Source organism: Candidatus Nanopelagicales bacterium (assembly GCA_041393815.1).
In the GTDB taxonomy this organism is placed as follows: domain Bacteria; phylum Actinomycetota; class Actinomycetes; order S36-B12; family JAWKJK01; genus JAWKJK01.
Map to the genome: position 1 here is coordinate 1 of JAWKJK010000009.1, position 23,372 is coordinate 23,372.

Sequence of the window (23,372 nt, forward strand, 5' to 3'; positions counted from 1 at the left end):
GGCTCGAACCTGTTCGCCGCCCAGTCGATCGTCTCGGTCCTCAACCGGCTCGGCGACCGGGTGACCACCGAGATCCTCTACAACCCGGACCTGAAGACGTCCTGGGTGATGGTCCCGGCGATCATCGGCCTGATCCTCACGTTCATCGGCACGATCATCACCAGCATCGGCCTGGTGCGGGAGCGCCAGACGGGGACGCTCGAGCAGCTGGCCGTCATGCCCATCAAGCCCAGCGCGGTGATCCTCGGGAAGATCGCACCCTACTTCCTGCTCGCCTCGCTGGACATGGCGGTCGTCACGCTGCTGGGGATGTGGCTGTTCGGAGTCCCGTTCAACGGCAACCCGTTCGCTTTCGCGCTGGGGGCCGGACTGTTCCTGTTCGTCGTCCTCGGCCTCGGCGTGTTCATCTCGACGGTGTCGCAGAACGCGGGCCAGGCCATCCAGCTGGCCTTCTTCTTCCTGCTCCCGCAGATCCTGCTGTCCGGCATGATCTTCCCGCTCGACGCGATGGCCGCGGGCGTGCGCTGGATCGCGTTCTTCCTCCCGCTCACGTACTTCACGATGATCTCCCAGGGGATCATGCTGCGCGGCGCTCCCATCGACTCGCTGTGGCTGCCGTTCCTCATGCTCACCCTGATGGCGCTGGTGGTGTTCACCGGCGCGGTGCTGCGGTTCCGGCGCGACCTCGCCCCGGGTCGCCGGCGGCACCACCGAGCCAAGGCGACGGCAGGCGCTGGGGCGTCGTCGTGACGTACGGGCTCACCGGCGCCACGGTCCGCTTCGGCCACGTGACCGCGCTGGACGACGTGACCCTGCCGGTGCCGGCCGGCCTGGTCACCGCGGTCGTCGGCGGCGACGGGGCCGGCAAGTCCACGTTGCTGCGCGCCATGGTCGGCGAGGTCGTCCTCGACTCCGGCACGGTCGACGCACCGCCCGCCCAGGAGATCGGCTACCTGCCGGCGAGCGCCGGGTCCTGGCTCGACCTCACCGTGCAGCAGAACGTCGACTTCGTCGGCGGCACGTACGGGTTGCGCGGTGATGCGCTGCGCTCGCGGGCCGACCCGCTGCTGCAGCGGGCCGGACTGGCGGACGTGCGCGACCGGCTGTCCAGCCAGCTGTCCGGTGGGATGCGGCGCAAGCTCGGCTTCGTCCTCGCGATGCTGCCCGACCCCCGGCTGCTGGTGCTGGACGAGCCGAGCACCGGCGTGGACCCGGTCAGCCGGGTCGACCTGTGGCGGCTGGTGTCGGAGGCGGCCGCGCACGGCGCCGCGGTGCTCATGTCGACCACGTACCTGGACGAGGCGGAGCGGTGCGCGTCCATCCTGGTGCTCAACGGCGGGCACACGCTGCTGGAGGGGTCGCCGGCCACGGTGCGGGCCGCGGTGGACGGCACGATCGTGGCGACCCGTGAGCCGGTGCGGCCGGAGTACGCGTGGCGACGCGGTCGGGTGTTCCACGAGTGGTGGCCAGCCTCGGGAGGGACCGCTGAGCAGCAGGGCTCCGCGGTGGTCCCGGACCTCGAGGACGTCGTGATCGCCTCCTCCCTGCGGCGGCATCCCAGTGACACCGCGCCGGGAGCCGCGGAGGTCGCACCGTGACCGCGGACGCAGGGACGCCCGCCGCCCCCCTGCTCGAGGCGCGGCACCTGGTGCGCCGGTTCGGGTCGTTCGTGGCCGTGGACGACGTGTCGATGCGGGTGCTCCCGGGCGAGGTGGTCGGGCTGCTGGGCGCGAACGGAGCCGGCAAGACCACGGTGATCCGGATGCTGCTGGGGCTGCTCGCACCGACGCAGGGTGATGCCCTGCTATTCGGCGGGCCGCCGGACCGCAAGTCGCGACGGCGCATCGGCTATGTGCCGCAGGGCCTGGGTCTCTACGACGACCTCACCGTGCGGCAGAACCTCGACTTCACCGCCGCCGCGTACGGACAGCCGCGTCCCGAGGTGCCGGAGCACCTGGCGTCGTACGCGGACACGCTCGTCGGCGCGCTCGCACTCGGCACGCAACGTCGCCTCGCCTTCGCGTGCGCGCTGCTGCACCGGCCCGAGGTGCTCGTCCTCGACGAGCCGACCTCCGGCGTCGACCCGCTGTCCCGGGCCCGCTTGTGGGACACCGTGCATCGGCAGTCGGATGCCGGCGTCGGGGTCCTGGTGACCACGCACTACATGCAGGAGGCGCAGCAGTGCGACCGGCTGCTGCTGATGTCCGGCGGCAGGCTCGTGGCGGAGGGCAGCGAGACGGACGTGGTCGGCGGCACCACCGCGGTGGAGGTGGTCACCGACGACTGGGCGGCCGCGTTCGCCGCGCTGGAGCGGGCCGGGGAGCCGGTCACTCTCGACGGCACGGCGGTCCGGGTGGCCGACGGAGATCCGGAGCGGCTGCGCGAGCTTCTGCACTCCGCGGGGCTCGGCGCTGACGTGCGGTCGGTTCCGGCGACGATCGAGGAGCGGATGACGGTGCTGGCCAGAGCCGCGGGGCCCGCGTGAGTCGAGCCACGCCCCGGCCGACGACGCGCCCGATCGGCCGCCGCCCTGGGGAGAGCGGGGCGCGCGACGACATCCTGCACGCAGCCCGGGAGCTGTTCGCCGCCAAGGGCTTCGAGCGGGCGACGATCCGCGCGATCGCCGAGCGCGCCGGGGTCGACCCGGCGCTGGTGCACCACTACTTCGGGACCAAGGACGAGTTGCTCGTCGCCGCCGTCGATCTGCCCGTCGACCCGGTCGCCGTGCTCGGCGACCTGCACGCGGGGATGCCCGGCGTGGGGGAGACGATCGTCGCCCGGGCCCTGGGGCTGTGGGACTCCCCGCAGACCCAGGGCGCGATGGTGGCCCTGCTGCGCACCGGGATCTCGCACGACCGGGCGGCGCAGGCGCTGCGCGACGTCCTGTCCCGCACTCTCCTGCACGGGCTGGAGGGACTCGCGGACGCCGACCGGCCCGAGCTTCGCGCCGCCCTGGTCGGGTCACAGATGGGCGGTCTGCTGCTGGCCCGCTACGTCATCGGGATCCCCCCGCTGAAGGATCTCCCGGCGCAGACGCTGGCCGGACTGGTCGGCCCGGTGCTCGACCACTACTTGCAGGGTCCCTTGGTCTGACTCGCGCGGGCACGCCGCGGGCGCGGTGCTACGAACGTTCGCGGACCGCGTCGGCGACGTTCATCCGGCGCACCGAGCGCAGCCCGGGCCACTGGGACAGCACCGCCACGGCCATGATGGCCACCGCCGCCAGCACGAGGCTGGTCCAGCGGATGTCCAGCGTCAGGGTGAACTGGTCGTTGGAGTACGTCTGGAGCAGCGCCGCCGCCGAGACGACCCCCAGCACCAGGCCGGGCACCACCCCCAGCGCAGCGATGACCGTGTTCTCCCCACCCACCAGCCCGGCCAGGGTGCGGTAGCGCACCCCCGCCGCCCGCAGCGTGGCCAGCTCCCGCTGCCGCTCCACGATGTTCACGCTCATCGTGGTGAAGATGATCGCGAAGGCCATCGCCGCACCCAGCAGCAGCATCGCGCCGAGGAACACGTTGAACAGGCCGGCGTACTGCTCGTACGTGGTCTGCAGCGCGGAGGTCGGCACGTACGCGACGACGCCGGGGAGGTCGGACACTGCACGGCGGACCGCGTCCTGGTCGGCTCCGGGGTCGGTCGCGGCCAGCACCGTCGTCGCCTCGGCGCCGGGCACGTTCTTCCGCATCCAGTCCTTGGTCGCGTACGCGAAGGTGCCCAGCGGCTCGTAGGTGAAGTCGACGACCGTCGTCGTCACGGTGCTGCCGTCAGCAGGGAAGGTCAGCTGGACCTCGTCCCCGGGTTGCAGGTCGGGGATGGCGGCGGTGATGGCCTCGTCGATCAGGATGCCGTCGTCGGGCAGCGGCACCGGGTCACCGCCGCGGGTGATGAAGCCGTGCAGTCGGGTGTTCGGGTCGTACCCGGTGATCTGGGTGGAGTAGACGCTCCCGTGGGCCGCGACCGAGACCGGTTGCGAGATGACGGACTCGGCGTGCGTGACCCCCTCGACGCCGTTGACGGCAACGACCTGATCGGTGCCCACGGGCGCGGCGTACTCGACCTGGGCGTCCGCGAGCGTGACCTCGTCGAACTGGACCCTGATCAGCGAGCTCATCGTGTCCAGCATCCCCACCGACGCGAGGACCAGGATGAGCGCCAGCACCACCCCGCTGGCGGTGAAGACGGTGCGCTTGCCGTTGCGGGCGATGCTGCGGACGATCATCCGCCAGCGGGCGGGCAGGTGCTCGAGCCCTGGTACCAGGCGCTCGATCCGGCTGGTGCGGGCATGCCCGTCGGCGCCATCCCCGCGCATGGCCTCTGCCGGCGCTACCCGAGCGGCCCGTCGAGCGGGGAAGCCCGCCGAGATGGCCGTGGCGACCAGCGCGAAGGCGACGCCCACCGCGATGGTCTCGAGCCGGAAGGCGGTGAACACCGTGAGCTGGTCGGGCAGGCCGATCACCGCGACGTAGGCACGGGACATGGCCCCGGCCATCGCCATCCCCAGTGGTAGTCCGAGCAGCGCCCCGAGCGCGCCGGCGACGAGGCCGTACGACAGGTAGTGCCACCCCACGGTGCGGCTGCGTACGCCCGACGCCCGCAGCGTCCCGATGACCTGGCGCTCCTGGGTGACCCGGCGGGTGAGGAGGACGTACATGGCCAGCCCGGCCGCGGTGAGGAACAGCGCGGGGAACGCCACCGCCATCTGCTGGAAGCCGGAGATGTCCTCCTGCAGCAAGGAGTTCGACGGCTGCTCGGCGCGGGTCAGTACCTCGGTCGCACCGTCCTGGGTCGCCGTGGACGACAGCGACGACAGCGCGGCGCCCGCGTCGGCGGAGTTCCGGGCGGTGTCGGTCAGGAGCACCAGTGCCTGGTTGTCGCCCCCGCCGCTCCACGCGCGCGCGTCGGCATCGGTGACGAACAGGACGCCGAAGGACCTCGGCGGGACGATGATCTCCTGGCGGCTGGGCGCGGGCCACAGGTACTCGGCGCTCGAGACCACCCCCGCGACCTCGACCTCCACCTCGCCCGCGGCGGTGCTCACGCGCACGCTGTCGCCCGCCTCGAGGCCGAAGGTGTCCGCCATGTGCTCCTCGACCAGTACCTCGCCGGGCGAGGGGTTCGACGCCCCGGACAGCGTCGTGAGGCTCGCGACCGCGGGGGTCCCGTTCGCGGGGTAGCCGACGATGCGGCCGGTCAGCTTGTCCGTCCCACCGGATCCGCTGGTCACGGCCATCGGGAGGTCCGCCTGCACCCGGGTGCGCGTCGCCTGCACGGCAGGGTCGTCCCTGATCTGGTCCGCGTACGCCTGCGGATCGGGAGTCGTCACGAACAGGTCCGGGAAGGACTGGACCACGAAGGCGTTGTCGTAGGAGTCGGTGAGGTTGCGGTAGGCGTTGTTGGACGCGGCGTACAGGGCGATGCCGAGCAGCACCGTCACGACCAGCGCGGTGAACAGCGGCCAGGTCCGGCGGATGTCCCGCCGGAGCTTGCGGCGCAGCGTCGGGTGCCCGCTCACCAGGTGACCTCGTCCGCCGGCCTCGCCTCCTGCTCGGTGATCTCCGCGATGGTGCCGTCGTGCACCCGGACGATGCGATCGGCCATCGTGGCGATGCCGGAGTTGTGCGTGACGATCACGACGCACCGGTCGCCGTCGCGCGCGTCCTGCTGCAACAGGGACAGCACCTGGCGCCCGGTCTCCAGGTCCAGGGCGCCGGTCGGCTCGTCGCACAGCATCAGCCGCGGGTCGGTGACCAGCGCCCGCGCGATGGCCACCCGCTGCTGCTGGCCTCCGGACATCTGGCCCGGGAACGCGTCCGCGCGCTGCGCCAGCCCGACCCCGGACAGGGCGGCGGCGACGTGCTCGTCCAGGGCGTTCAGCTCGCCCCGGCGGGTCAGCTCGGCGATGACACGAACGTTCTCCGCGGCGGTCAGCGTCTGGATCAGGTTGAAGAACTGGAAGATGAAGGCCACGTTGTCCCGGCGTACGGTCGCCAGCTCCTCCGGGTCCTTGTCCGCCAGGTCGACCCCGCCGAGCTCGACCCGGCCGCTGGTCGCGGGCTCGATCCCGCCGGCGACGTTGAGCAGTGTGGTCTTGCCGGACCCGGAGGGCCCCAGGACCACGACGACCTCTCCGGTGCGCAGGTCCAGGTCCACCCCGCGCAGCGCGTGCACCTCGGCATCGCCCTCGCCGTACGTCTTCGTGACCGCCCGCAGGCTGGCGACCGTCGCGCCCGTACCCATGGCGCCTCCCGTCGGCATTGCTAGGGACCAGTCAACACTCCTGAGGCGTCGAACGGATGCCCTGGCGTGGACTGCCCGTCCACAGGCACCGGTGTGCGAGGCCTCGGGCTGGTTGCCGCACTTCTCTGCTCGTCGGGATGCCACGTACGCACGTACGGTGGACGGGGAGGCGGGACGTCATGGACTACGAGTTCCGGCACGGTGAACCGGTCGACGAGATGGTCCGGCGGCTCTGCCGAGAACAGGTGACAGGGTCGAGAGCACTACCGGATGCCGATGTGGACGTGCACGAAGGGGTGCACGAGGCGCGCAAGGCGTTCAAGCGGATCCGGGCTGCGATCCGACTGGTGCGACCGGCTCTGGGGGACAGTTATGCCCTGGAGAACGCGTGGTACCGGGACCGAGCCCGCGCCCTGTCCCCGATCCGGGATGCCTCGGCCCTGCTGGGCACGGTCGAGGAGCTCGGGGAGGTCTTCCGACCAACTGGATCCGGCGTTCGGCGAACGTGCGTGACGGCGCTGGTGAAGCGGCGGGAGGACCTGGCCGAGCGAGACGGCGGCGTCCGACGGCTGGACGCCCTGGTCGATGACCTCGGTGACGCTCGGGAGCGGATCACGGGCTGGACCTCGGACACCGACGGGTTCGAGGCCGTCGGACCTGGCTGGCCAAGACGTACGGGCGTGGACGGGTCGCGGTCACCGCGGCCTTCTACGCCTCCCCCAGCGGCGACAAGGTGCACGAGCTGCGCAGCGCGCCAGTACCACCGGCTCCACATCCGGATCCTCGTTCCGCTGTGGCCGGACCTCCCTGCCGCGGCTGAAGTGCGCACCGGACTGACGGACCTGCTCGGGGACCACCAGGACCTGCACGTCCTCCGGACCACGTTGCGGACGCTCGACCAGCCCTGTGACACCCAGCTCCTGATGGGCCTTGTCGACCGCCGCGTTGGTGAGCTGCGAGCCTGGCGGAGCCCTCGCCCGCCGGATCTTCGCCGAGACCCCCAAGGCTGCCGCCGCACGGGGGGCCTACTGGCAGGTCTGGGAGACCAGCCCGCCGAGCAGCGACCGCCCGGGGCAGCGATCGAGGAATCGGCTGGGCAGGACGCGGTGTAAGGACGGCGGACTCCGGGTACATCCGAGTGACTGACGATCCGAGGGAGGACCGATGCTCAACCGATTCGCGCTCGCGATCAGCTTGGTTCCGGTGTCCGATGAACCTGTCGAGGGCCTTCTATGAGGGCGTCCCGGGGTTCGTGGCCGCGAGGTCAGGAGCGGACCTGTACGACGTCGCCGGCTCCGACGTCCTGCTGTACGAATCCCCGACGGCTGGCACGAACCAGGCCACGCTGATGGGCTTCGAGGTCGACGACACGTCCTTCGACCGGGAGGTGAGCCTGCGTGGCAGGCCGGAATCGACTTCATCACCTTCGACTACGAGGGCGCCAACTGGGAGGACGGCGTCGCCGTGATGGACGGAACCAAGTCCGTGTGGTTCGCCGACCCGGACGGCAACATCCTGGCCGCGTCGTCAGGGATCATCGCCGACTAGGAGTGAACCTCAGGCCTTGCTCGACCGTCGCCCGCCGCCGGGAACCACCTGGGCACAGCACAAGTCCAGGACGTGCTGCATGAGATCGGCCGCGGGGAAGCGTGCACCGTGACCTTGCGGACTACCCCGGCTGCTCCCGGCGGGGGTGGCTCTAGGACGACGGCGTAGGTCTACCTCGGCTTGCCCTGCAGCAGACAGGTACCCGCGCAGAGAGGACATGCCATGCCGTCAACCAGGCAGACGCCCACCACGCAGACACTTCCGATGGACAGCTCGGCGATGACGCGCACGTTCTCGGCCGCGGTCAGCGTCTGGATCAGGTTGAAGAACTGGAAGATGAACGCGACGGTGTCGCGCCGCACCGTCGCCAGCTCCTCGGGGTCCTTGTCGGCCAGCTCGACCCCGCCGAGCTCGACCCGGCCGCTGGTCGCGGGCTCGATCCCGCCGGCGACGTTGAGCAGCGTGGTCTTGCCGGAGCCGGAGGGCCCCAGGACCACGACGACCTCCCCGGTGCGCAGCTCCAGGTCCACCCCGCGCAGCGCGTGCACCTCGGCGTCGCCCTCGCCGTACGTCTTGGTGACCGCCCGCAGGCTGGCGACCGTCGCGCCCGTACCCATGGCGCCTCCCGTCGGCATTGCTGGGGACCAGTCAACACTCCTGAGGCGTCGAACGGAGGCCTTGGCGTGGACTGCCCGTCCACAGGCACCGGTGTGCGAGGCCTCGGGCTGGTTGCCGCACTTCTCTGCTCGTCGGCACGCCACGTACGCACGTACGGTGGACGGGGAGGCGGGACGTCATGGACTACGAGCTCCGGCACGGTGAACCGGTCGACGAGATGGTCCGGCGGCTCTGCCGAGAACAGGTGGACAGGGTCGAGAGCACGTTGACCGATGCCGACGTGGACGTGCACGAGGGGGTGCATGAGGCGCGCAAGGCGTTCAAGCGGATCCGGGCTGCGATCCGACTGGTGCGACCAGCTCTGGGGGACAGTTGTGCCCTGGAGAACGCGTGGTACCGGGACCGAGCCCGCGCCCTGTCCCCGATCCGGGATGCCTCGGCCCTGCTGAGCACGGTCGAGGAGCTCGGGGAGGTCTTCTCCGACCAACTGGACCCGGCGTTCGGCGAACGTGCGCGGACGGCGCTGGTGAAGCGGCGGGATGACCTGGCCGAGCAAGACGGCGGCGTCCGGCGGCTGCTGGACGCCCTGGTCGATGACCTCGGCGACGCTCGGGAGCGGATCACGGGCTGGACCCTCGACACCGACGGGTTCGAGGCCGTCGGACCCGGGCTGGCCACGACGTACGGGCGTGGACGGGCCGCGGTCACCGCGGCCTACGCCTCCCCCAGCGGCGACAAGGTGCACGAGCTGCGCAAGCGCGCCAAGTACCACCGGCTCCACATCCGGATCCTCGTTCCGCTGTGGCCGGACCTCCTCAAGCCGCGGCTGAAGGCGGCGCACCGACTGACGGACCTGCTCGGGGACCACCAGGACCTGCACGTCCTCCGGACCACGTTGCGGGACGAGCCGCAGCTGCTCGACCAGCCCCGTGACACCCAGGTGCTGGTCGGCCTTCTCGACCGCCGGCAAGCAGAGCTGAGAGCCCGGGCGGAGCCCCTCGCCCGCCGGATCTTCGCCGAGACCCCGAAGGCCGCCGCCGCGCGCTGCGGCGCCTTCTGGGAGACCTGGTCCCGGGGGTTGGTGCGGGGACGGCTCAGGGTTCAGCAGGCGCCGTTCACGTCCACGTCGGTGCCGGCCGCCCGCACCACCAGACCCGCCTGCTCCACCCTGACGTCGGTCGGATCGAGGTCGAAGGGCAGGTCCTGCAGGTCGCTGTCCAGTCGGGACACCGCGTCCACGATCTCCGTGGGGATCCGGTCGCCTGCAACGGGGCTGCCGAAGAGCAGAACGTCGCGCAGGTCGAAGCGCAACCGTCCCTCGGCGAAGCGGGGCGCGAGCCGGAACTGCACCGGCGTCGAGTCGTCCATCCCCGTCACGACGAGCGCGCCATCGCCGACCGCGACGTCCCAGCCCCTCCCTGCCACCGCCCGCAGGTCAGCGGGGGACACGGTGGCGACCAGCTCCACCCTCCCCGCGGTACGGGGCTGCGAGGTGGAGACGTCGTACAGGTCCAGCACGACCGAGTCGAGTGGCGCACCCCGGTCCCTGACGTCGTCCAGCGTGACCGTCACGCGGTTCAACCGTCCTCTCGCCAACTGCGTCAGCAACGGGAAGTCGTGCAGTTCGGTGCTGATCGACGCGGAGGCGCAGCCCGCCTCGGCCACGCCGTCGCTGATGGCACGCGCGGCAGCAGTTGCGACGCCACGGTCGACGATGGCGAGAAGAACGACGAGGCCCAGGGCCGCTGACCCCCAAACCACACCCCGCGTGCGCATACGCCCGCCCTCGTCACGCGGTTCTCGACGGCCGCCGGGGGTCGGCGCCGAGGCGTCCCCGTACCGGTGCGGAGTGGGCCGTCATGCTGCGAGGGTCTCATCCCGAGCGGGTGACGGGATCCGTCGGCTCGCTGGCGCGAGCCTCCTCCCGATTCCCGGCGACCTCCGTGAGCGGGTGACGGGAATCGAACCCGCACTGTCAGCTTGGGAAGCTGATGTTCTGCCATTGAACTACACCCGCGTGCCGCCGGGACGGCGCCTCGGGGGGCGGCCGTCCCGAAGGACGAGGAGAAGTATGCCGTACCCGCGCATCCCGATCGCCCGCCAGGGGCTTCCCGTGCAGGCGGGGTCTGCCCTACCGTCCGCGATGGGGCGACCCTGGGGGTCGCATGTGCGAGAGGGGCAACGATGGCGATGTGGCAGGCAGGGACCCGGCGCCGCACCGCGGCGACGGTGCTGCTGATCTCGGCGCTGGCGGTGGTGCCGGTCGCGGTCGTGGGACCGACGGCCGCAGCGACGCCGGTGACCGCGCCCGCGGCCGTGCCGGTCGCGCGCCCGGCGGCGCTCACCCCTGTCCGGGTGTCGCTGACGTTCGAGGCAGCCCGGGCCAAGGTCGGCACCCGGGTTGACTTCACCGTCCGGGTCCGTCCGTACCCGTCGGACGTGGCCTACCGGTCGGTGAAGATCCAGTACCGGGACGGCGCCGGCTGGCGCACCCTCGGGTCGCTGAAGATGCGCCGCGACGGCACGGTGTCCGCGTGGGTCTCCAAGGAGACCCCCGCGGTGCGGTCGTACCGCGCCATCTTCCCCGCCACCCCGGAGACGGCCCGCGGCATCTCGCCGGTGCGCACCATCACCTGGTACCGGTAGTCGGGCAGCCCTCGCGGTCGGCAACGACGCCGTCCGCGTCACCACAATGACGGGATGACGTCCTCCGGCGGCGCACCCATACGCGCCGACACCCGACCGCCGGCCCTGACCCCCGTCGTCACCGAGGTGCTGCGCGCGCGTGGCCGAGGACTGGTCACCACGTCGCAGGTCATCCGCATCACGGTCGCGACGACGGTGTCGTACATGCTCGCCGCCCGCTACAGCCAGACCCCGCTGCCCCTGTTCGCGCCGGCCACGGCGCTCGCGGTCGTGCAGTCGTCGACGTTCGTCACGCTGGGGATGGCCGCGCAGTACGTCCTCAGCACCGCCGCCGGCGTCCTGCTCGCCACGCTGTGGGTCAATGCCGTCGGGACGTCCTGGTGGTCCTTCGCATTCGCGATGCTCGTGGCGCTGCTGGCCGCGCGGAAGCTGCCGCTGTCCATCACCGGCCAGCTCCAGATCCCCGTCACCGTCCTGTTCGTCATGGTGATCGGGCCGTCGGTCCTGCACACCGACGTGTGGCGGGTCATCGACGTACTGACCGGCGGGTTCATCGGCGTCGCGGTGATGATGCTCCCGCCGCCGCGGGCGCGGATGGGACCGGCGCGCGCCGCCCGAGACGCCTGGGCCGCCGGGATCGCGAACGTCCTCGACGCCCTCGCGACCGAGATCGGCACCTACGACCGCCCGCTGGCGACCGGGGAGCGGCACCGGTTCTCCGCCGCCACGTCCTCGTTGCGGGGCCTGACGCTGCGGGCCCGGGAGGCGTACGACGAGGCCGTGGACAGCGCCCGCTTCAACCCGCGGGGGCGCAGGGCCGGCAGCGAGCTGGACCGGCTGTCCGCGCAGGTCCGCTGGCTGAACAGCGTCACCGTCCAGGTCCGTGCGCTGTCGTCGGCGTACGACCGGTTCTACGACCGACCCGGCCTGCCGCCGGTGCTGCCCCCAGCCACGGCCGGCCACCTGCTGCGGGCTCTGGCGGAGATGGTGCGGGTCGTCGCCGCGGAGGGCCCCGCGCCGTGCGAGGTGCGCTCGCACCTGCTGCGCCAGGAGATCCGGGACGCGCTGGCGCAGGTCACCCGCGGCTACCAGGTGGACGTCGTCCTGCAGAGCATCACCGCGCTGGGCCGCATCGACTCGCTGCGGCGCATCATCGCCGCGGGCCCGCCGTACGGCGTGGTGCCCGACGAGCTGGCCGACGATGTCGACGAGCAGGACGACCCGTTCTCCTCGCCGCAGGAGGACCTGCCGGACCGTGCCTGACCGCGCGCGGGGACCCCGGTAGCCTCCGGGGCGTGCTGCTCTCCGACCGTGACATCCGGGCCGAGGTCGCCGCCGGCCGGGTCGTGCTCGAGCCGTTCGACGACGCGATGGTCCAGCCGTCCAGCGTCGACGTGCGGCTGGACCGGTACTTCCGGGTCTTCGAGAACCACCGGTACCCCCACATCGACCCGTCCACCGAGCAGGCGGACCTCACCCGGCTCGTGGAGCCCGAGGGCGAGGAGCCGTTCATCCTGCACCCGGGCGAGTTCGTGCTGGCGTCGACGTACGAGGTCGTCACGCTGCCCGACGACGTCGCCGGCCGGCTGGAGGGCAAGTCGTCGCTGGGGCGGCTGGGCCTGCTCACCCACTCCACCGCGGGTTTCATCGACCCCGGGTTCACCGGGCACGTGACGCTGGAGCTGTCCAACGTCGCGACCCTGCCGATCAAGCTGTGGCCGGGGATGAAGATCGGCCAGCTGTGCCTGTTCCGGCTGTCGTCGCCGGCGGAGCACCCGTACGGGTCGGCGGTGTACGGCTCCCGCTACCAGGGCCAGCGCGGCCCCACCCCCAGCCGCTCCTTCGCCAACTTCCACCGCACCCCCCTCTGACCCACCTCCGCTCCTCCGCTCACCCACCCGCGCCCCGCCGCGGCCCCCCATGGCGACGGAATGAGTCCAGGCGTTGCTTGGAGCCGATTTCGGGCTCACAAGCAACGCCTGGACTCATTCGGCCGGGGAGGGCGGGTACGTCGGAGCCGTTGCCGGGCCTGTGGACAGCCGGATGCGCCCGCGGCGCGCGTCGACCACGGTGGCCGGATGCCCGATGCCCTGTCACGCCGCCGCGGTCTGAGCACCGTCGCCACCGCCGCCCAGTTGACCGAGGAGTTCGGCCCGGTCCCCGTGACGATCAGCCGGGCGTCGCAGCGCGGGTTGTCCGAGGGAAGGTTGCGCGCGGCTGTGGCGGCGGGAGCCCTGACCGTGCTCCAACCCGGTGTGGTCGTCGCGAGCGAAGTCCTGGACGCGGTGGACGAGCGCGGCAGTCACCTGCTGACGGTTCGTGCCGCGATCGAGGGGGTCCCGGACGGTCTCGCCTGCTTCCGGTCCGCCCGGGCCGTGCACGTGCTGCCCGACCCGTTCGGTATCCCGCCGCTGGGGCAGGCTGACGCCGAACTGCTTGTGCCGGGCTCCTCGGGGTGGCGAGGACGCGGGTTCCGCGTGCACGGCTGCCCCCTGACCGAGGAGCCGGTCCTCGAGGGCGGGATCCCGGTGACGTCATTGGCCCGTACGGCCGTAGACGGTGCCCGCTACCTGCCGCTCCCCCGCGCCCTGATCCCGGTGGATGCGGCGCTGCGCCGCCTCGTGGCGCGGAGCCGGCCGGAGGAGGACCCGCGCTGGCTCGTGCGCGATCCCGGGGCAGTCGAAGGCGCACGCGCGGAGCTGGCCAAGGTCGTGACGCGCATGTACGGCTGGCCGGGAGTCGTCGGCGCCCGCCGAGCGGTCGCCCACGCCCACCCGGGAGCCGAGTCGCCGCTGGAGTCGCTGTCCCGCGGGGTGGTTCTGGACGGCGGTTTGCCGGCTCCGGACTGCGGGGTGCCGGTCCTGGGGGACGACGGACTCACGTACTGGGCCGACCAGGCTTGGCAGCGGTTCCGCGTCCTCGGTGAGGCCGACGGCCGGCTGAAGTACGTCGACCCGCAGGCGCTGTTCGACGAGAAGCGGCGGGAGGACGCGTTGCGCCGCGCGGGCTGGGCGGTCGTGCGCTGGACGTACGACGAGGTCGCGCGCACCCCCACCGTCGTGGTCGAGCGGATCGCCCGGGCCCTTCGCTCCGGTGGCTGGTCCCCTCCGTGACCCGTGCCCGGCGCGGCCGAATGAGTCTGGGCGTTGTTTGCGGGCCTTCTTCGGCCCCACAAACAACGCCCAGACTCATTCCGTCGGAAGACAGCGGGGGCAGCCGGGTCGGGAGCGGTCCGCCTACTCCGGTGCGGAGGGAGCGGGACGGGCGGTGCTGGTGGAGCGGGGGTCGCGGAAGTCGGCGACGCCCGGCACCCGCAGGACGATCAGGGTGACCAGGACCAGGACCGTTCCGGCGCCCACGAGCACCACGGCCTCGCCGACCAGCCCCACCAGCGGACCGGTGAGCGCCAGCCCGGCGGGCATCAGCGCCAGCGACGCCATCCAGTCCACGCTCGACACCCGGGCCAGCCGGTCCTGCGGGATCTCCCGCTGGATGGCCGACTGCCAGTACACGGCGAACGGCTCCCAGGCCGCCCCGGACGCGGCGTATGCGGCGTAGATCAGCCACGGCGACACCGGGAACAGCAGCGCCAGCGGGATCGACACCCACACCAGCCCCCACAGCCACGCCACGCGCCCGGGGTGGCGTGGCCGCACCCGCATCGCGATCAGCGCGCCCACCACGCCGCCGAGGGAGAACACCGCCAGCGCCGTCGCGTACACGGCATCGGTCCCGAACTCCCGCCGGCCGATGATCGGCAGCAGTACGTTCTCCGGCGCGATCACGGCCATCAGGAGCACCGAGGCGCCGAGTAGCGTCGCCACGACCCAGCGGTGCCGCCGCACCTCCGCCAGCCCCTCGCGCAGCTCGGCGACGAACGACGACCGCGGCCCCGCAGCCACCCGACCGGGCTCGGGCACCCGCAGCAGACACAGTGCGCTCACCAGGAACGTCACCGCGTTGACCGCGAACGCCAGCCGTACGTCGCCCAGGCCGACGACCAGCAGGCCACCCAGCCCGGGCCCGAGGACCGCCATCGACCGGTAGCTGATCGAGATCAGCCCGTTGGCCGCGGGCAGCCGCTCAGCGGGCAGCAGGCTCGGCAGTAGGGCCGTCTCCGCCGGGCGGAAGAACGCCTCGCCGGCTCCCACCAGGAAGACCAGGCCGGCGAGCACCGCGACCGGGGGCATGACCGGGATGACCGCCAACGCGCCCACGACGAGCAGTCGGAACACGTCCGCGGAGATCATCACGACCCGCCGCGGCAACCGGTCCGCCCATACCCCGCCGACCAGCGCGAACAGCACGACGGCCAGCCACCGGGCGCCGAGCACCAGACCGACCTGGCCGGCACCGCCGCCGGCGTCGAGCACCGCCACGGTGACCGCCACCGGAAACACCTGGTCCCCCAGCGTCGACACCGCCTGGCCGGTCCACAGCCAGCGGAAGCCGGGTACGCCGAGCACCGAGCCGCGCACCCGCGCGCGCAGCGACCGCCGGTCGCGCGGTGCGCGCGTGCCCGGGGTCTGCGGCGTGGCGAGGGTCACCGGGCGAGGCTGGCAGCAGCACCGGGTCGGCGTCGAATCGATAACCCGCGATCCGCATCACACACCCGCGATCCGCGTCCCACCGAAACCGTCGCTGCCCGCCCCGGCGGAGGTCCGGAGGCGACGGTTTCGGTAGGGAACGACGGCAGTGGGGCCCGGCCGGATCCGACAGATCCGACCGGGCCCCGCGACTGACTCTCGGGTCAGGCCTTCGGCCGGACCCCGTCCAGCAGCAGCGTGGCCACGTCGACGACCTCGACGCCCTGCGCCTCGCCGTCCTGCTGCCGCGTCGTCACGCCGTCGTTGAGCATCACCGAGCAGAACGGGCAGGCCACGGCGACCTTGGACGCGCCGGTCGCGATCGCCTCGTCGGCCCGGTTCTGGTTGACCCGGGTGCCGAGCTTCTCCTCCATCCACATCCGCGCGCCGCCGGCGCCGCAGCAGAAGGAGGTCTCCACCGACCGCTCCATCTCCACCAGGCGCACACCGGGGACGGACGCGACCAGCTCGCGCGGGGGCACGTACACCTGGTTGTGCCGGCCCAGGTAGCAGGGGTCGTGGTACGTCACCCGCTCGGTCAGCGGCGTGACCGGGGTGAGCCGGCCGTCGCTCACCAGCTGCGCGAGCAGCTGCGAGTGGTGCACGACCTCGTAGTTGCCGCCGAGCTGCGGGTACTCGCGGCCGAGGGTGTTGAGGCAGTGCGGGCAGGTCACCACGATCTTCTTGGCGCCGACCTCGTTGAGGACCTCGACGTTCTGCATCGCCTGCATCTGGAACAGGAACTCGTTGCCGGCCCGCCGCGCCGGGTCACCGGTGCAGGTCTCGCCCTCGCCGAGCACCATGAAGCTGACGCCGGCGGTGTGCAGCAGCTCCGCCACGGCCTTCGTCGTCTTCTTCGCCCGGTCCTCGTACGCGCCCGCGCAGCCGACCCAGAACAGCCACTCGACGTCGTCGGGGATCTTGTCCTCGCCCTCCATGCCGAAGACGCGGACGTCGAAGTCGACCTCCTCGATCCACGAGGTGCGCACCGAGGTGTTCATGCCCCACGGGTTGCCCTTGGTCTCGAGGTTCTTGAACAGGCCGTTGAGCTCGGCCGGGAACTCGGTCTGGATCATGACCATGTTGCGGCGCATGTCGACGAAGTGCGAGATGTGCTCGATGTCGACCGGGCACTGGTGCACGCAGGCGCCGCAGGTGGTGCACGACCACAGCGCGTCCTCGTCGATGACCGGACCGGTGTGCGAGCGGTGGCCCTTGGCGTCGTAGCCGTCGGTCGCGCGGTGCGGGTCGTCGTCACGCGGTCCGACCAGGGGCCGGGCGACCTCCTCCTGCACTCGCTCGGGCATCGTCGCCAGGACGTCCTCGTCGACCTCGCCCATCGGCGGGCGGTTGTCGGCGGTGGCCATGACGTACGGCGCGGCCGCGAACAGGTGGTCGCGCAGATCCATGATCATCAGCTTGGGCGACAGCGGCTTCTCGGTGTTCCACGCCGGGCACTGCGACTGGCAGCGGCCGCACTCGGTGCAGGTGGCCATGTCCAGCATGGCCTTCCAGCTGAAGTCGTCGATGCGCCCGACGCCGAACGTCGCGTCGTCGGCGGGGTCCTCGAAGTCGATCTTGTCGCGGCCGGAGTACATCGGCAGCAGCGGTCCGAGGGCGTTGGGCCGGCGGGAGGCGGCGACGTTGACCGGCGCCGCGAAGATGTGCAGGTGCTTGCTGTGCAGCACGATCAGCAGGAACACGAGCACGACGCCGATCTGCAGCCAGATGCCGATGGTCTCCAGCCACTCGTTCGCGGTCTCACCCAGCGGCTCCAGCCAACCGGCGACCCACTCCGAGACGAACGCCCCGGACTCGAACGGGAACACCCCGGTGTTGATCTGCGCCGCGCGGTACAGGAACAGCGTCCAGACGACGTTGAAGATCATGAACAGCACGAGCCACGCGGCGCCGGTGTGGCTGCCGAAGAAGCGGGACCAGCGGCCCTGCTTCGCGGGGTTGGTGCGCAGCCGGATGATCGCGAAGATCACGATGCCGACCAGGACGAGGACGCCGAACAGGTCCTCCATGAAGCCGAGCACCGGCCAGTGGCCGATGATCGGGATGGCGAAGTCCTCCTGGAACAGCGCGCCGTACGCCTCGATGATCGTCAGGCCGAGGATGAGGAAGCCCCAGAAGGCGAACACGTGCGCCATGCCGGGGACGGCCCACTGCAGCAGCTTGCGCTGCCCGAGCACCTCGGTGACCTCGGCCTCGACGGCCGGGCCGACCGCCTCGTCGCGGCCCATGGCCGGCTGACCGCTGCGGATGAGCGAGTACAGGAACCACGCCCGCTTGCCCGCCCAGGCCAGCGCCACGACGGTGATGGCCAGTCCGACCACGAGTCGCAGCAGCATCATCGAGTCCATCGCGACCTACCCTCCGGCACGGCCCCGCGGGGCGTCGTGTCGACCCAACCGGTCAGTGAGTGCGGTACCTACCGGTCAGTAACATTAGCGGTCGCCGTGCCCCGGTGGCCCACCACCCGGGCGGTCGCCGCCCTGCGCGGGTGGGACGTCCGTCACGCCCGCGTCGTACCGTGGAGCCAGGACGCCGAGCCGTCCGTCCCACCCGCACCACCGTACTCACGCGCGCAGGCGCCGAACCCCCGGAGCCCGATGACCCGCCGACCCGCCACCGGCACCGCGCCCGCGGTGCGACGCAGCGGGCTCGCCGCCGGCCTCGTGGCCGTGCTCGCGGGGGGTCTCCTGACGGTTCCGGCGTACGCCGACGACGGGGCGCCTGCCCCAGCCGGCGACCCCCGGTCCTCGGTGGGCTCGGTCGGCGGGGCCCCCGCGGACGTCGAGGTCCAGCGCGCCCCGGACGGGGACCTCGCGCTGGTCACCGCCACCCCCGGCGACCTGCCCGCCGACGCGGTCGCCCCGGCGGCCTTCGGGCCGGTGGCCGCCGCCCTGGCGCACGCCTCGGCCTGGGCCGCCGGCTTCGGCGCCGGCCCCTCGGACCTGTCCGTCGCCTCCGTCGCCACCCGCCCCGGTGGCCGTACGGTCGTGCGGGTCGTCCAGCGCATCGACGGCGTCCCGGTCCGGGCCGGCGAGCTGGTCGTGGTCGTCGCGGCGGACGGCTCCCTGCTCACCGTGAGCGGCGGTGCGACGGCCCGGCCGGCCCGGTGGGAGTGGGCCGTGTCCCCGGCGGCGGCGACCCGGACGGCCGTGGCCGCGACCGCCGCGCTCGGCGACGCTGCCGCGATCGATGGCGCCGACGGCGCGGCCGCGCTGGAGCCGGGCACGCCGATGCGCGAGGTGTACGACCCCTCCCTGACCGGCGCCGACGGCGACGGCGGGCGGACCGCGTGGGCGGTGTCCGTACGGGATCGCCGCGACCCGACCGGAGGCGCCGAGGTGGTCGTCGACGCCGTGACGGGTCGGGTCCTGCTGGTGCAGCCGCACGGGCGGGCCGCCCTGGACCGGGTCGTGTGCGACGGCGCGAACACCCGGCAGACCTTCGACCAGGGCCTGTGCCGGGCGGTCGCCGCGGTCCGCCGCGAGGGCGACGCCCCGGTCGGTTCCTCCCCGACCCGCGACATCGACGCCGCGTACGAGTCCCTGGGTCGCACCGCGTCGCTGTATGCGCGCCTCGGCGTCGACCTCACCGCGCTGGTCGGCTACGACGCCCGCGACGGGCGGGGCCGCCAGCTGCGGGCCACCGTGCGCTACTGCCCGCCCAAGGACGTCGACTCCTGCCCGATGGTGAACGCGTTCTGGCTGGACGACGGCGAGGGGACGCTGCCGTACCGCGGGGGCGCCATGTACCTCGGCGCCGGGCTGGCCGGTGCGGACGACGTGGTGGCGCACGAGATCACCCACGGGGTCACCTCGGCGACCAGCCGACTGGTCTACTCCGAGGAGCCCGGCGCCATCAACGAGTCGATGAGCGACGTGTTCGGCGAGTTGCTGGACCAGTCGATCGCGGACCCCGGCGAGAACGCCGCCGACGAGGCGCTGTGGCTGCTGGGCGAGAGCCTGCCCATCGGCGCGGTCCGCAGCATGGCCGACCCGACCCGCACCTACCTGGGCCAGCCGCGGCAGCCGGACCGGATGGGCTCCCCGCTGTGGTGGACGTCCGACGAGGACCAGGGCGGGGTCCACGTCAACAGCGGGGTCGGCAACAAGGCCGCCTACCTGATCGCCGCCGGCGGCGAGTTCCACGGCGTCTCCGTACGGGGACTCGGGATCGACAAGACCCTCGCGCTGTACTGGGAGGTGCAGAACCGGCTGGCGCCGGGCACGACGTACGCCGTACTGGGCGGCCAGCTGCGGCAGGCCTGCGACGAACTGGTCGTCGCCGGCGTGGCGGGGCTGACGGGGGACGACTGTGCGCAGGTGTCCGCCGCGGTCGACGCCACCGAGCTGACCCAGCGCCGCGTGGTCACGTCCGCCGCGACGACGCGGGTGCGCTACGGCGCCAGGACCTCGGTGAGCGTCCGCGTCACCGACGCGGTGGCGGTCGGCGCCCTGCGCGGGCAGCCGGCGGCCGCCGTGAAGCTGGACCAGCGTCCGGTCGGAACCACGACCTGGCGCTACCTGGCCACGCGCACGGCCGACGCCGACGGACTGGCCACGTTCCCCGTCGCGCCGAAGCGGTCCATGGAGTACCGCGCCCGGGTGGTCGCCGCGGGCCCCTGGTCGCGGGCCGGTTCCGGCGGGGTCCGGGTCTCGGTGGTGCCGAAGGTCGCTGCCCGCGCGGCCCGCACGACGGTGCCGCTGCGGGGCACCGTCGTCGTCGCCGGCAGCTCGTGGCCGAAGAAGGCCGGAGCAAAGGTGCTGCTCCAGCGCCGGACGGCCACCGGCTGGCGGACCGTGGCGCGCGGCACGCTGACCTCGACCGCGCGGTTCCGGCTGACCTGGCGGGACTCGGTGCGCGGTCGGTCGGTGCTGCGGGTGGTCCGCCCCGCCGCGGGCGGGCTGCTCGCCGGCGCCGGCCCCTGGCTCACCGTCCGGGCCCGCTGAGCGTCCGGCCCGCTGGGCGTCCGGGCCCGCCGAGCCGCGCGGCCGCGCACCCCCTTCGGCGAACCATGAGTGTGACCGGGATCACGCAGACGAGCCCCGATCGACCCTCGACACCGGGAATCCGCGCCTCCCTCACCCGGTTGCACTGAGCAGACCTGAGTCGGATCGACTCATGTCTTCGGATCCCGGCCTTGCCAGGGAGTCGGAGGCGGAGGACGATCGCGACCAGAGACGTTGCTCAGTAGGAGGCACACACACATGGCACGACCCGTAGGTATCGACCTCGGCACCACCAACTCCGTCGTCACCGTCCTCGAGGGCGGCGAGCCCAAGGTGATCGAGAACGCGGAGGGATCGCGGACCACCCCGTCCGTCGTCGCCTTCGCCAAGAACGGCGAGGTCCTCGTCGGCGAGGTCGCCAAGCGGCAGGCCGTCACCAACGTCGACCGCACGGTCCGCTCGGTGAAGCGGCACATGGGCACCTCGTGGGACATCGAGATCGACGGCAAGAAGTACACCGCGCAGGAGATCAGCGCGCGGGTGCTGCAGAAGCTCAAGAGGGACGCCGAGGCCTACCTCGGCGAGCCCGTCACCGACGCCGTCATCACCGTCCCGGCGTACTTCAACGACGCCCAGCGGCAGGCCACCAAGGAGGCGGGCGAGATCGCCGGCCTCAACGTCCTGCGCATCATCAACGAGCCCACCGCGGCCGCGCTGGCGTACGGCCTGGACAAGGGCGACACCGAGCACACCATCCTCGTCTTCGACCTCGGCGGTGGCACGTTCGACGTGTCCCTGCTCGAGATCGGCGACGGCGTCGTCGAGGTGAAGGCCACCAGCGGCGACAACCACCTCGGTGGCGACGACTGGGACCAGAAGATCGTCGACTGGCTGGTGACCTCGTTCAAGAACGCGCACGGCATCGACCTGTCCAAGGACAAGATGGCGATGCAGCGGCTGCGTGAGGCGGCCGAGAAGGCGAAGATCGAGCTGTCCGCGTCGATGCAGACCTCGATCAACCTGCCCTACATCACCGCCGGCCCGGACGGCCCGCTGCACCTGGACGAGACGCTGACCCGCGCCAAGTTCCAGGAGATGACCTCGGACCTGCTGGCCCGCACCAAGGCGCCGTTCGAGCAGGTCATCAAGGACGCCGGAATCAAGCTCGGCGACATCGACCAGGTCGTCCTGGTCGGCGGCTCGACCCGCATGCCCGCGGTGACCGAGCTGGTCAAGGAGCTCACCGACGGCAAGGAGCCCAACAAGGGCGTCAACCCCGACGAGGTCGTGGCCGTGGGCGCCGCGCTGCAGGCCGGGGTGCTCAAGGGCGAGCGCAAGGACGTGCTGCTGCTCGACGTGACCCCGCTGTCCCTCGGCATCGAGACCAAGGGCGGGATCATGACCAAGCTGATCGAGCGCAACACCACGATCCCGACCAAGCGGTCGGAGATCTTCACCACGGCGGAGGACAACCAGCCGTCGGTGCTGATCCAGGTCTACCAGGGCGAGCGCGAGATGGCGGCCTACAACAAGCGGCTCGGCACCTTCGAGCTCACCGGTCTGCCGCCCGCACCGCGCGGCATCCCGCAGATCGAGGTCACGTTCGACATCGACGCCAACGGCATCGTGCACGTGTCCGCCAAGGACATGGCCACCGGCCGCGAGCAGAAGATGACGATCTCCGGCGGCAGCGCGCTGCCGAAGGACGACATCGACCGGATGATGCGCGACGCCGAGACGCACGCCGAGGAGGACCGCCAGCGCCGCGAGGAGGCCGAGGTCCGCAACACCGCGGAGCAGCTGCTCTACCAGACCGAGAAGTTCCTCAAGGACAACGAGGACAAGATCCCGGCCGACGCGAGGTCGAACGTGGACGGTCCGCTGGAGGAGCTGAAGAAGGCGCTGCAGGGCACCGACATCGGTGCGGTGAAGGCCGCGTCGGAGAAGCTCGCCACCGCCAGCCAGTCGCTGGGCGCGGCGATGTACGCCCAGGACCAGCAGGCTGCGGCGGGTGGCGCGTCCGCGGGCGGCGACAGCACCGACAGCGGTGACGACGACGTCGTGGACGCCGAGATCGTCGACGAGGGCGATTCGAAGTGACCGCGCCGTACGACGAGGGCCACGAGGCGTCGTCGGAGGGCATCCGGTTCACCGACCGCCGTCGCATCGACCCAGTGACGTACGAGGTGAGGGAGCCGGTGCCCCCGGCTCCCTCGCCCGCCGACGCCGAGCAGGTCGCGGCCGAGGAGGCGTTCGACCGTGCGGCGGCGGATGCCGACGTCGCGGCGGCCCAGGAGCAGGTCGCGTCCCTGACCGACGACCTGCGCCGGCTGACCGCCGAGTACGCCAACTACCGCAAGCGGGTCGAGCGCGACCGGGAGGCGGTGCGCGAGCAGGCCGTCGCCTCGGCGGTCAACGAGCTGCTGCCGGTGCTCGACGACATCGACCGGGCCCGCGACCACGACGAGCTCGTCGGCGCGTTCAAGACGGTCGGGGAGTCGCTGGTCGCGGCCACCGGCCGGCTCGGACTGGTGCGGTTCGGCGAGGTCGGCGAGCCGTTCGACCCGACCGTGCACGAGGCCCTCACGCACGAGGTGCGGGAGGGCGTCAGCGAGCCGACGGTCGCCACGGTCTACCAGGCCGGCTACCGGATCGGCGACCGCATCGTGCGCCCGGCGCGCGTCGGCGTGGCCGACTCGGCATAGTCCGCAGCAGGTGGGCGGGCCGGCACCCGCTGCGTGCCGGCCGGCCCACCCGCACGGCAGCA

17 protein-coding genes and 1 tRNA gene are annotated in these 23,372 nt (G+C 72.2%); 11 read left to right on the forward strand and 7 right to left on the reverse strand.

Annotated features, from left to right (window positions below):
- The 4 genes from R2737_17920 to R2737_17935 all read left to right on the forward strand — a co-directional run.
- The coding region (locus R2737_17920) for an ABC transporter permease (protein MEZ5118139.1) at positions 1-750 on the forward strand (750 nt) is incomplete at its 5' end.
- Positions 747-1,598: an ABC transporter ATP-binding protein gene (locus R2737_17925; GenBank protein MEZ5118140.1), complete on the forward strand. Its 852-nt coding sequence runs from the start codon at positions 747-749 to the stop codon at positions 1,596-1,598. The genes R2737_17920 and R2737_17925, both read left to right, overlap by 4 nt.
- On the forward strand, positions 1,595-2,485 hold the full coding sequence (locus tag R2737_17930; GenBank protein MEZ5118141.1) for an ABC transporter ATP-binding protein: 891 nt from the start codon (positions 1,595-1,597) through the stop codon (positions 2,483-2,485). Before R2737_17925 ends, R2737_17930 begins: the two co-directional genes overlap by 4 nt.
- A complete protein-coding gene (locus R2737_17935; GenBank protein MEZ5118142.1) occupies positions 2,482-3,093 on the forward strand; it encodes a TetR family transcriptional regulator in 612 nt (203 codons plus the stop codon). The genes R2737_17930 and R2737_17935 overlap by 4 nt, the downstream gene beginning before the upstream one ends.
- A 28-nt stretch (positions 3,094-3,121) precedes the next feature.
- Here R2737_17935 and R2737_17940 read toward each other — a convergent pair whose 3' ends face one another.
- The 5 genes from R2737_17940 to R2737_17960 form a co-directional block, all read right to left on the reverse strand.
- Positions 3,122-5,515 (reverse strand): FtsX-like permease family protein, encoded by a 2,394-nt coding sequence (locus R2737_17940; GenBank protein MEZ5118143.1) that lies wholly within the window; start codon positions 5,513-5,515, stop codon positions 3,122-3,124.
- Complete coding sequence (locus tag R2737_17945) at positions 5,512-6,240, reverse strand: ABC transporter ATP-binding protein (protein ID MEZ5118144.1); 729 nt, start codon at positions 6,238-6,240, stop codon at positions 5,512-5,514. The genes R2737_17940 and R2737_17945 overlap by 4 nt, the downstream gene beginning before the upstream one ends.
- Before the next feature lie 1,718 nt (positions 6,241-7,958).
- A complete protein-coding gene (locus tag R2737_17950) occupies positions 7,959-8,405 on the reverse strand; it encodes an ATP-binding cassette domain-containing protein (GenBank protein MEZ5118145.1) in 447 nt (148 codons plus the stop codon).
- Between the two features lie 1,102 nt (positions 8,406-9,507).
- The gene (locus tag R2737_17955; GenBank protein MEZ5118146.1) at positions 9,508-10,167 is read right to left on the reverse strand and encodes a DUF2993 domain-containing protein; all 660 of its coding nucleotides are present in this window, start codon (positions 10,165-10,167) and stop codon (positions 9,508-9,510) included.
- Positions 10,168-10,352: 185 nt separating this feature from the next.
- Positions 10,353-10,423: transfer RNA gene (locus R2737_17960), tRNA-Gly, on the reverse strand.
- A gap of 167 nt (positions 10,424-10,590) precedes the next feature.
- Here R2737_17960 and R2737_17965 point away from each other — a divergent pair.
- From R2737_17965 to R2737_17980, 4 genes are all read left to right on the forward strand, one after another.
- The gene (locus R2737_17965) at positions 10,591-11,052 is read left to right on the forward strand and encodes a hypothetical protein (GenBank protein ID MEZ5118147.1); all 462 of its coding nucleotides are present in this window, start codon (positions 10,591-10,593) and stop codon (positions 11,050-11,052) included.
- Positions 11,053-11,106: 54 nt separating this feature from the next.
- Positions 11,107-12,315: an FUSC family protein gene (locus tag R2737_17970; GenBank protein ID MEZ5118148.1), complete on the forward strand. Its 1,209-nt coding sequence runs from the start codon at positions 11,107-11,109 to the stop codon at positions 12,313-12,315.
- 32 nt (positions 12,316-12,347) lie between these two features.
- Positions 12,348-12,923, forward strand: coding sequence for a dCTP deaminase (gene dcd, locus R2737_17975; protein ID MEZ5118149.1), 576 nt, complete (start codon positions 12,348-12,350; stop codon positions 12,921-12,923).
- A gap of 207 nt (positions 12,924-13,130) precedes the next feature.
- On the forward strand, positions 13,131-14,165 hold the full coding sequence (locus tag R2737_17980) for a DUF559 domain-containing protein (GenBank protein ID MEZ5118150.1): 1,035 nt from the start codon (positions 13,131-13,133) through the stop codon (positions 14,163-14,165).
- 123 nt (positions 14,166-14,288) lie between these two features.
- Here R2737_17980 and R2737_17985 read toward each other — a convergent pair whose 3' ends face one another.
- The gene (locus R2737_17985) at positions 14,289-15,599 is read right to left on the reverse strand and encodes an MFS transporter (GenBank protein ID MEZ5118151.1); all 1,311 of its coding nucleotides are present in this window, start codon (positions 15,597-15,599) and stop codon (positions 14,289-14,291) included.
- Between the two features lie 203 nt (positions 15,600-15,802).
- Positions 15,803-18,007 (reverse strand): (Fe-S)-binding protein, encoded by a 2,205-nt coding sequence (locus R2737_17990; protein ID MEZ5118152.1) that lies wholly within the window; start codon positions 18,005-18,007, stop codon positions 15,803-15,805.
- A gap of 249 nt (positions 18,008-18,256) precedes the next feature.
- Here R2737_17990 and R2737_17995 point away from each other — a divergent pair, with 249 nt between their 5' ends.
- From R2737_17995 to grpE, 3 genes are all read left to right on the forward strand, one after another.
- Positions 18,257-20,605, forward strand: a complete 2,349-nt coding sequence (locus R2737_17995) for a M4 family metallopeptidase (GenBank protein ID MEZ5118153.1) — start codon at positions 18,257-18,259, stop codon at positions 20,603-20,605.
- Positions 20,606-20,863: 258 nt separating this feature from the next.
- Positions 20,864-22,705 (forward strand): molecular chaperone DnaK, encoded by a 1,842-nt coding sequence (dnaK, locus tag R2737_18000; protein MEZ5118154.1) that lies wholly within the window; start codon positions 20,864-20,866, stop codon positions 22,703-22,705.
- Positions 22,702-23,310 (forward strand): nucleotide exchange factor GrpE, encoded by a 609-nt coding sequence (gene grpE / locus R2737_18005; GenBank protein ID MEZ5118155.1) that lies wholly within the window; start codon positions 22,702-22,704, stop codon positions 23,308-23,310. Before dnaK ends, grpE begins: the two co-directional genes overlap by 4 nt.
- Positions 23,311-23,372: the final 62 nt, after the last annotated feature.

Excerpts from the sequence above, each read along its gene's own strand:
- R2737_17995 (MEZ5118153.1), top strand. The coding sequence starts at position 18,257 with ATGACCCGCCGACCCGCCACCGGCACCGCGCCCGCGGTGCGACGCAGC.
- R2737_17945 (MEZ5118144.1), bottom strand. The coding sequence starts at position 6,240 with ATGGGTACGGGCGCGACGGTCGCCAGCCTGCGGGCGGTCACGAAGACG.
- R2737_17990 (MEZ5118152.1), bottom strand. The coding sequence starts at position 18,007 with ATGGACTCGATGATGCTGCTGCGACTCGTGGTCGGACTGGCCATCACC.
- R2737_17980 (MEZ5118150.1), top strand. The coding sequence starts at position 13,131 with ATGCCCGATGCCCTGTCACGCCGCCGCGGTCTGAGCACCGTCGCCACC.
- R2737_17965 (MEZ5118147.1), top strand. The coding sequence starts at position 10,591 with ATGGCGATGTGGCAGGCAGGGACCCGGCGCCGCACCGCGGCGACGGTG.
- R2737_17950 (MEZ5118145.1), bottom strand. The coding sequence starts at position 8,405 with ATGGGTACGGGCGCGACGGTCGCCAGCCTGCGGGCGGTCACCAAGACG.
- dnaK (MEZ5118154.1), top strand. The coding sequence starts at position 20,864 with ATGGCACGACCCGTAGGTATCGACCTCGGCACCACCAACTCCGTCGTC.
- R2737_17970 (MEZ5118148.1), top strand. The coding sequence starts at position 11,107 with ATGACGTCCTCCGGCGGCGCACCCATACGCGCCGACACCCGACCGCCG.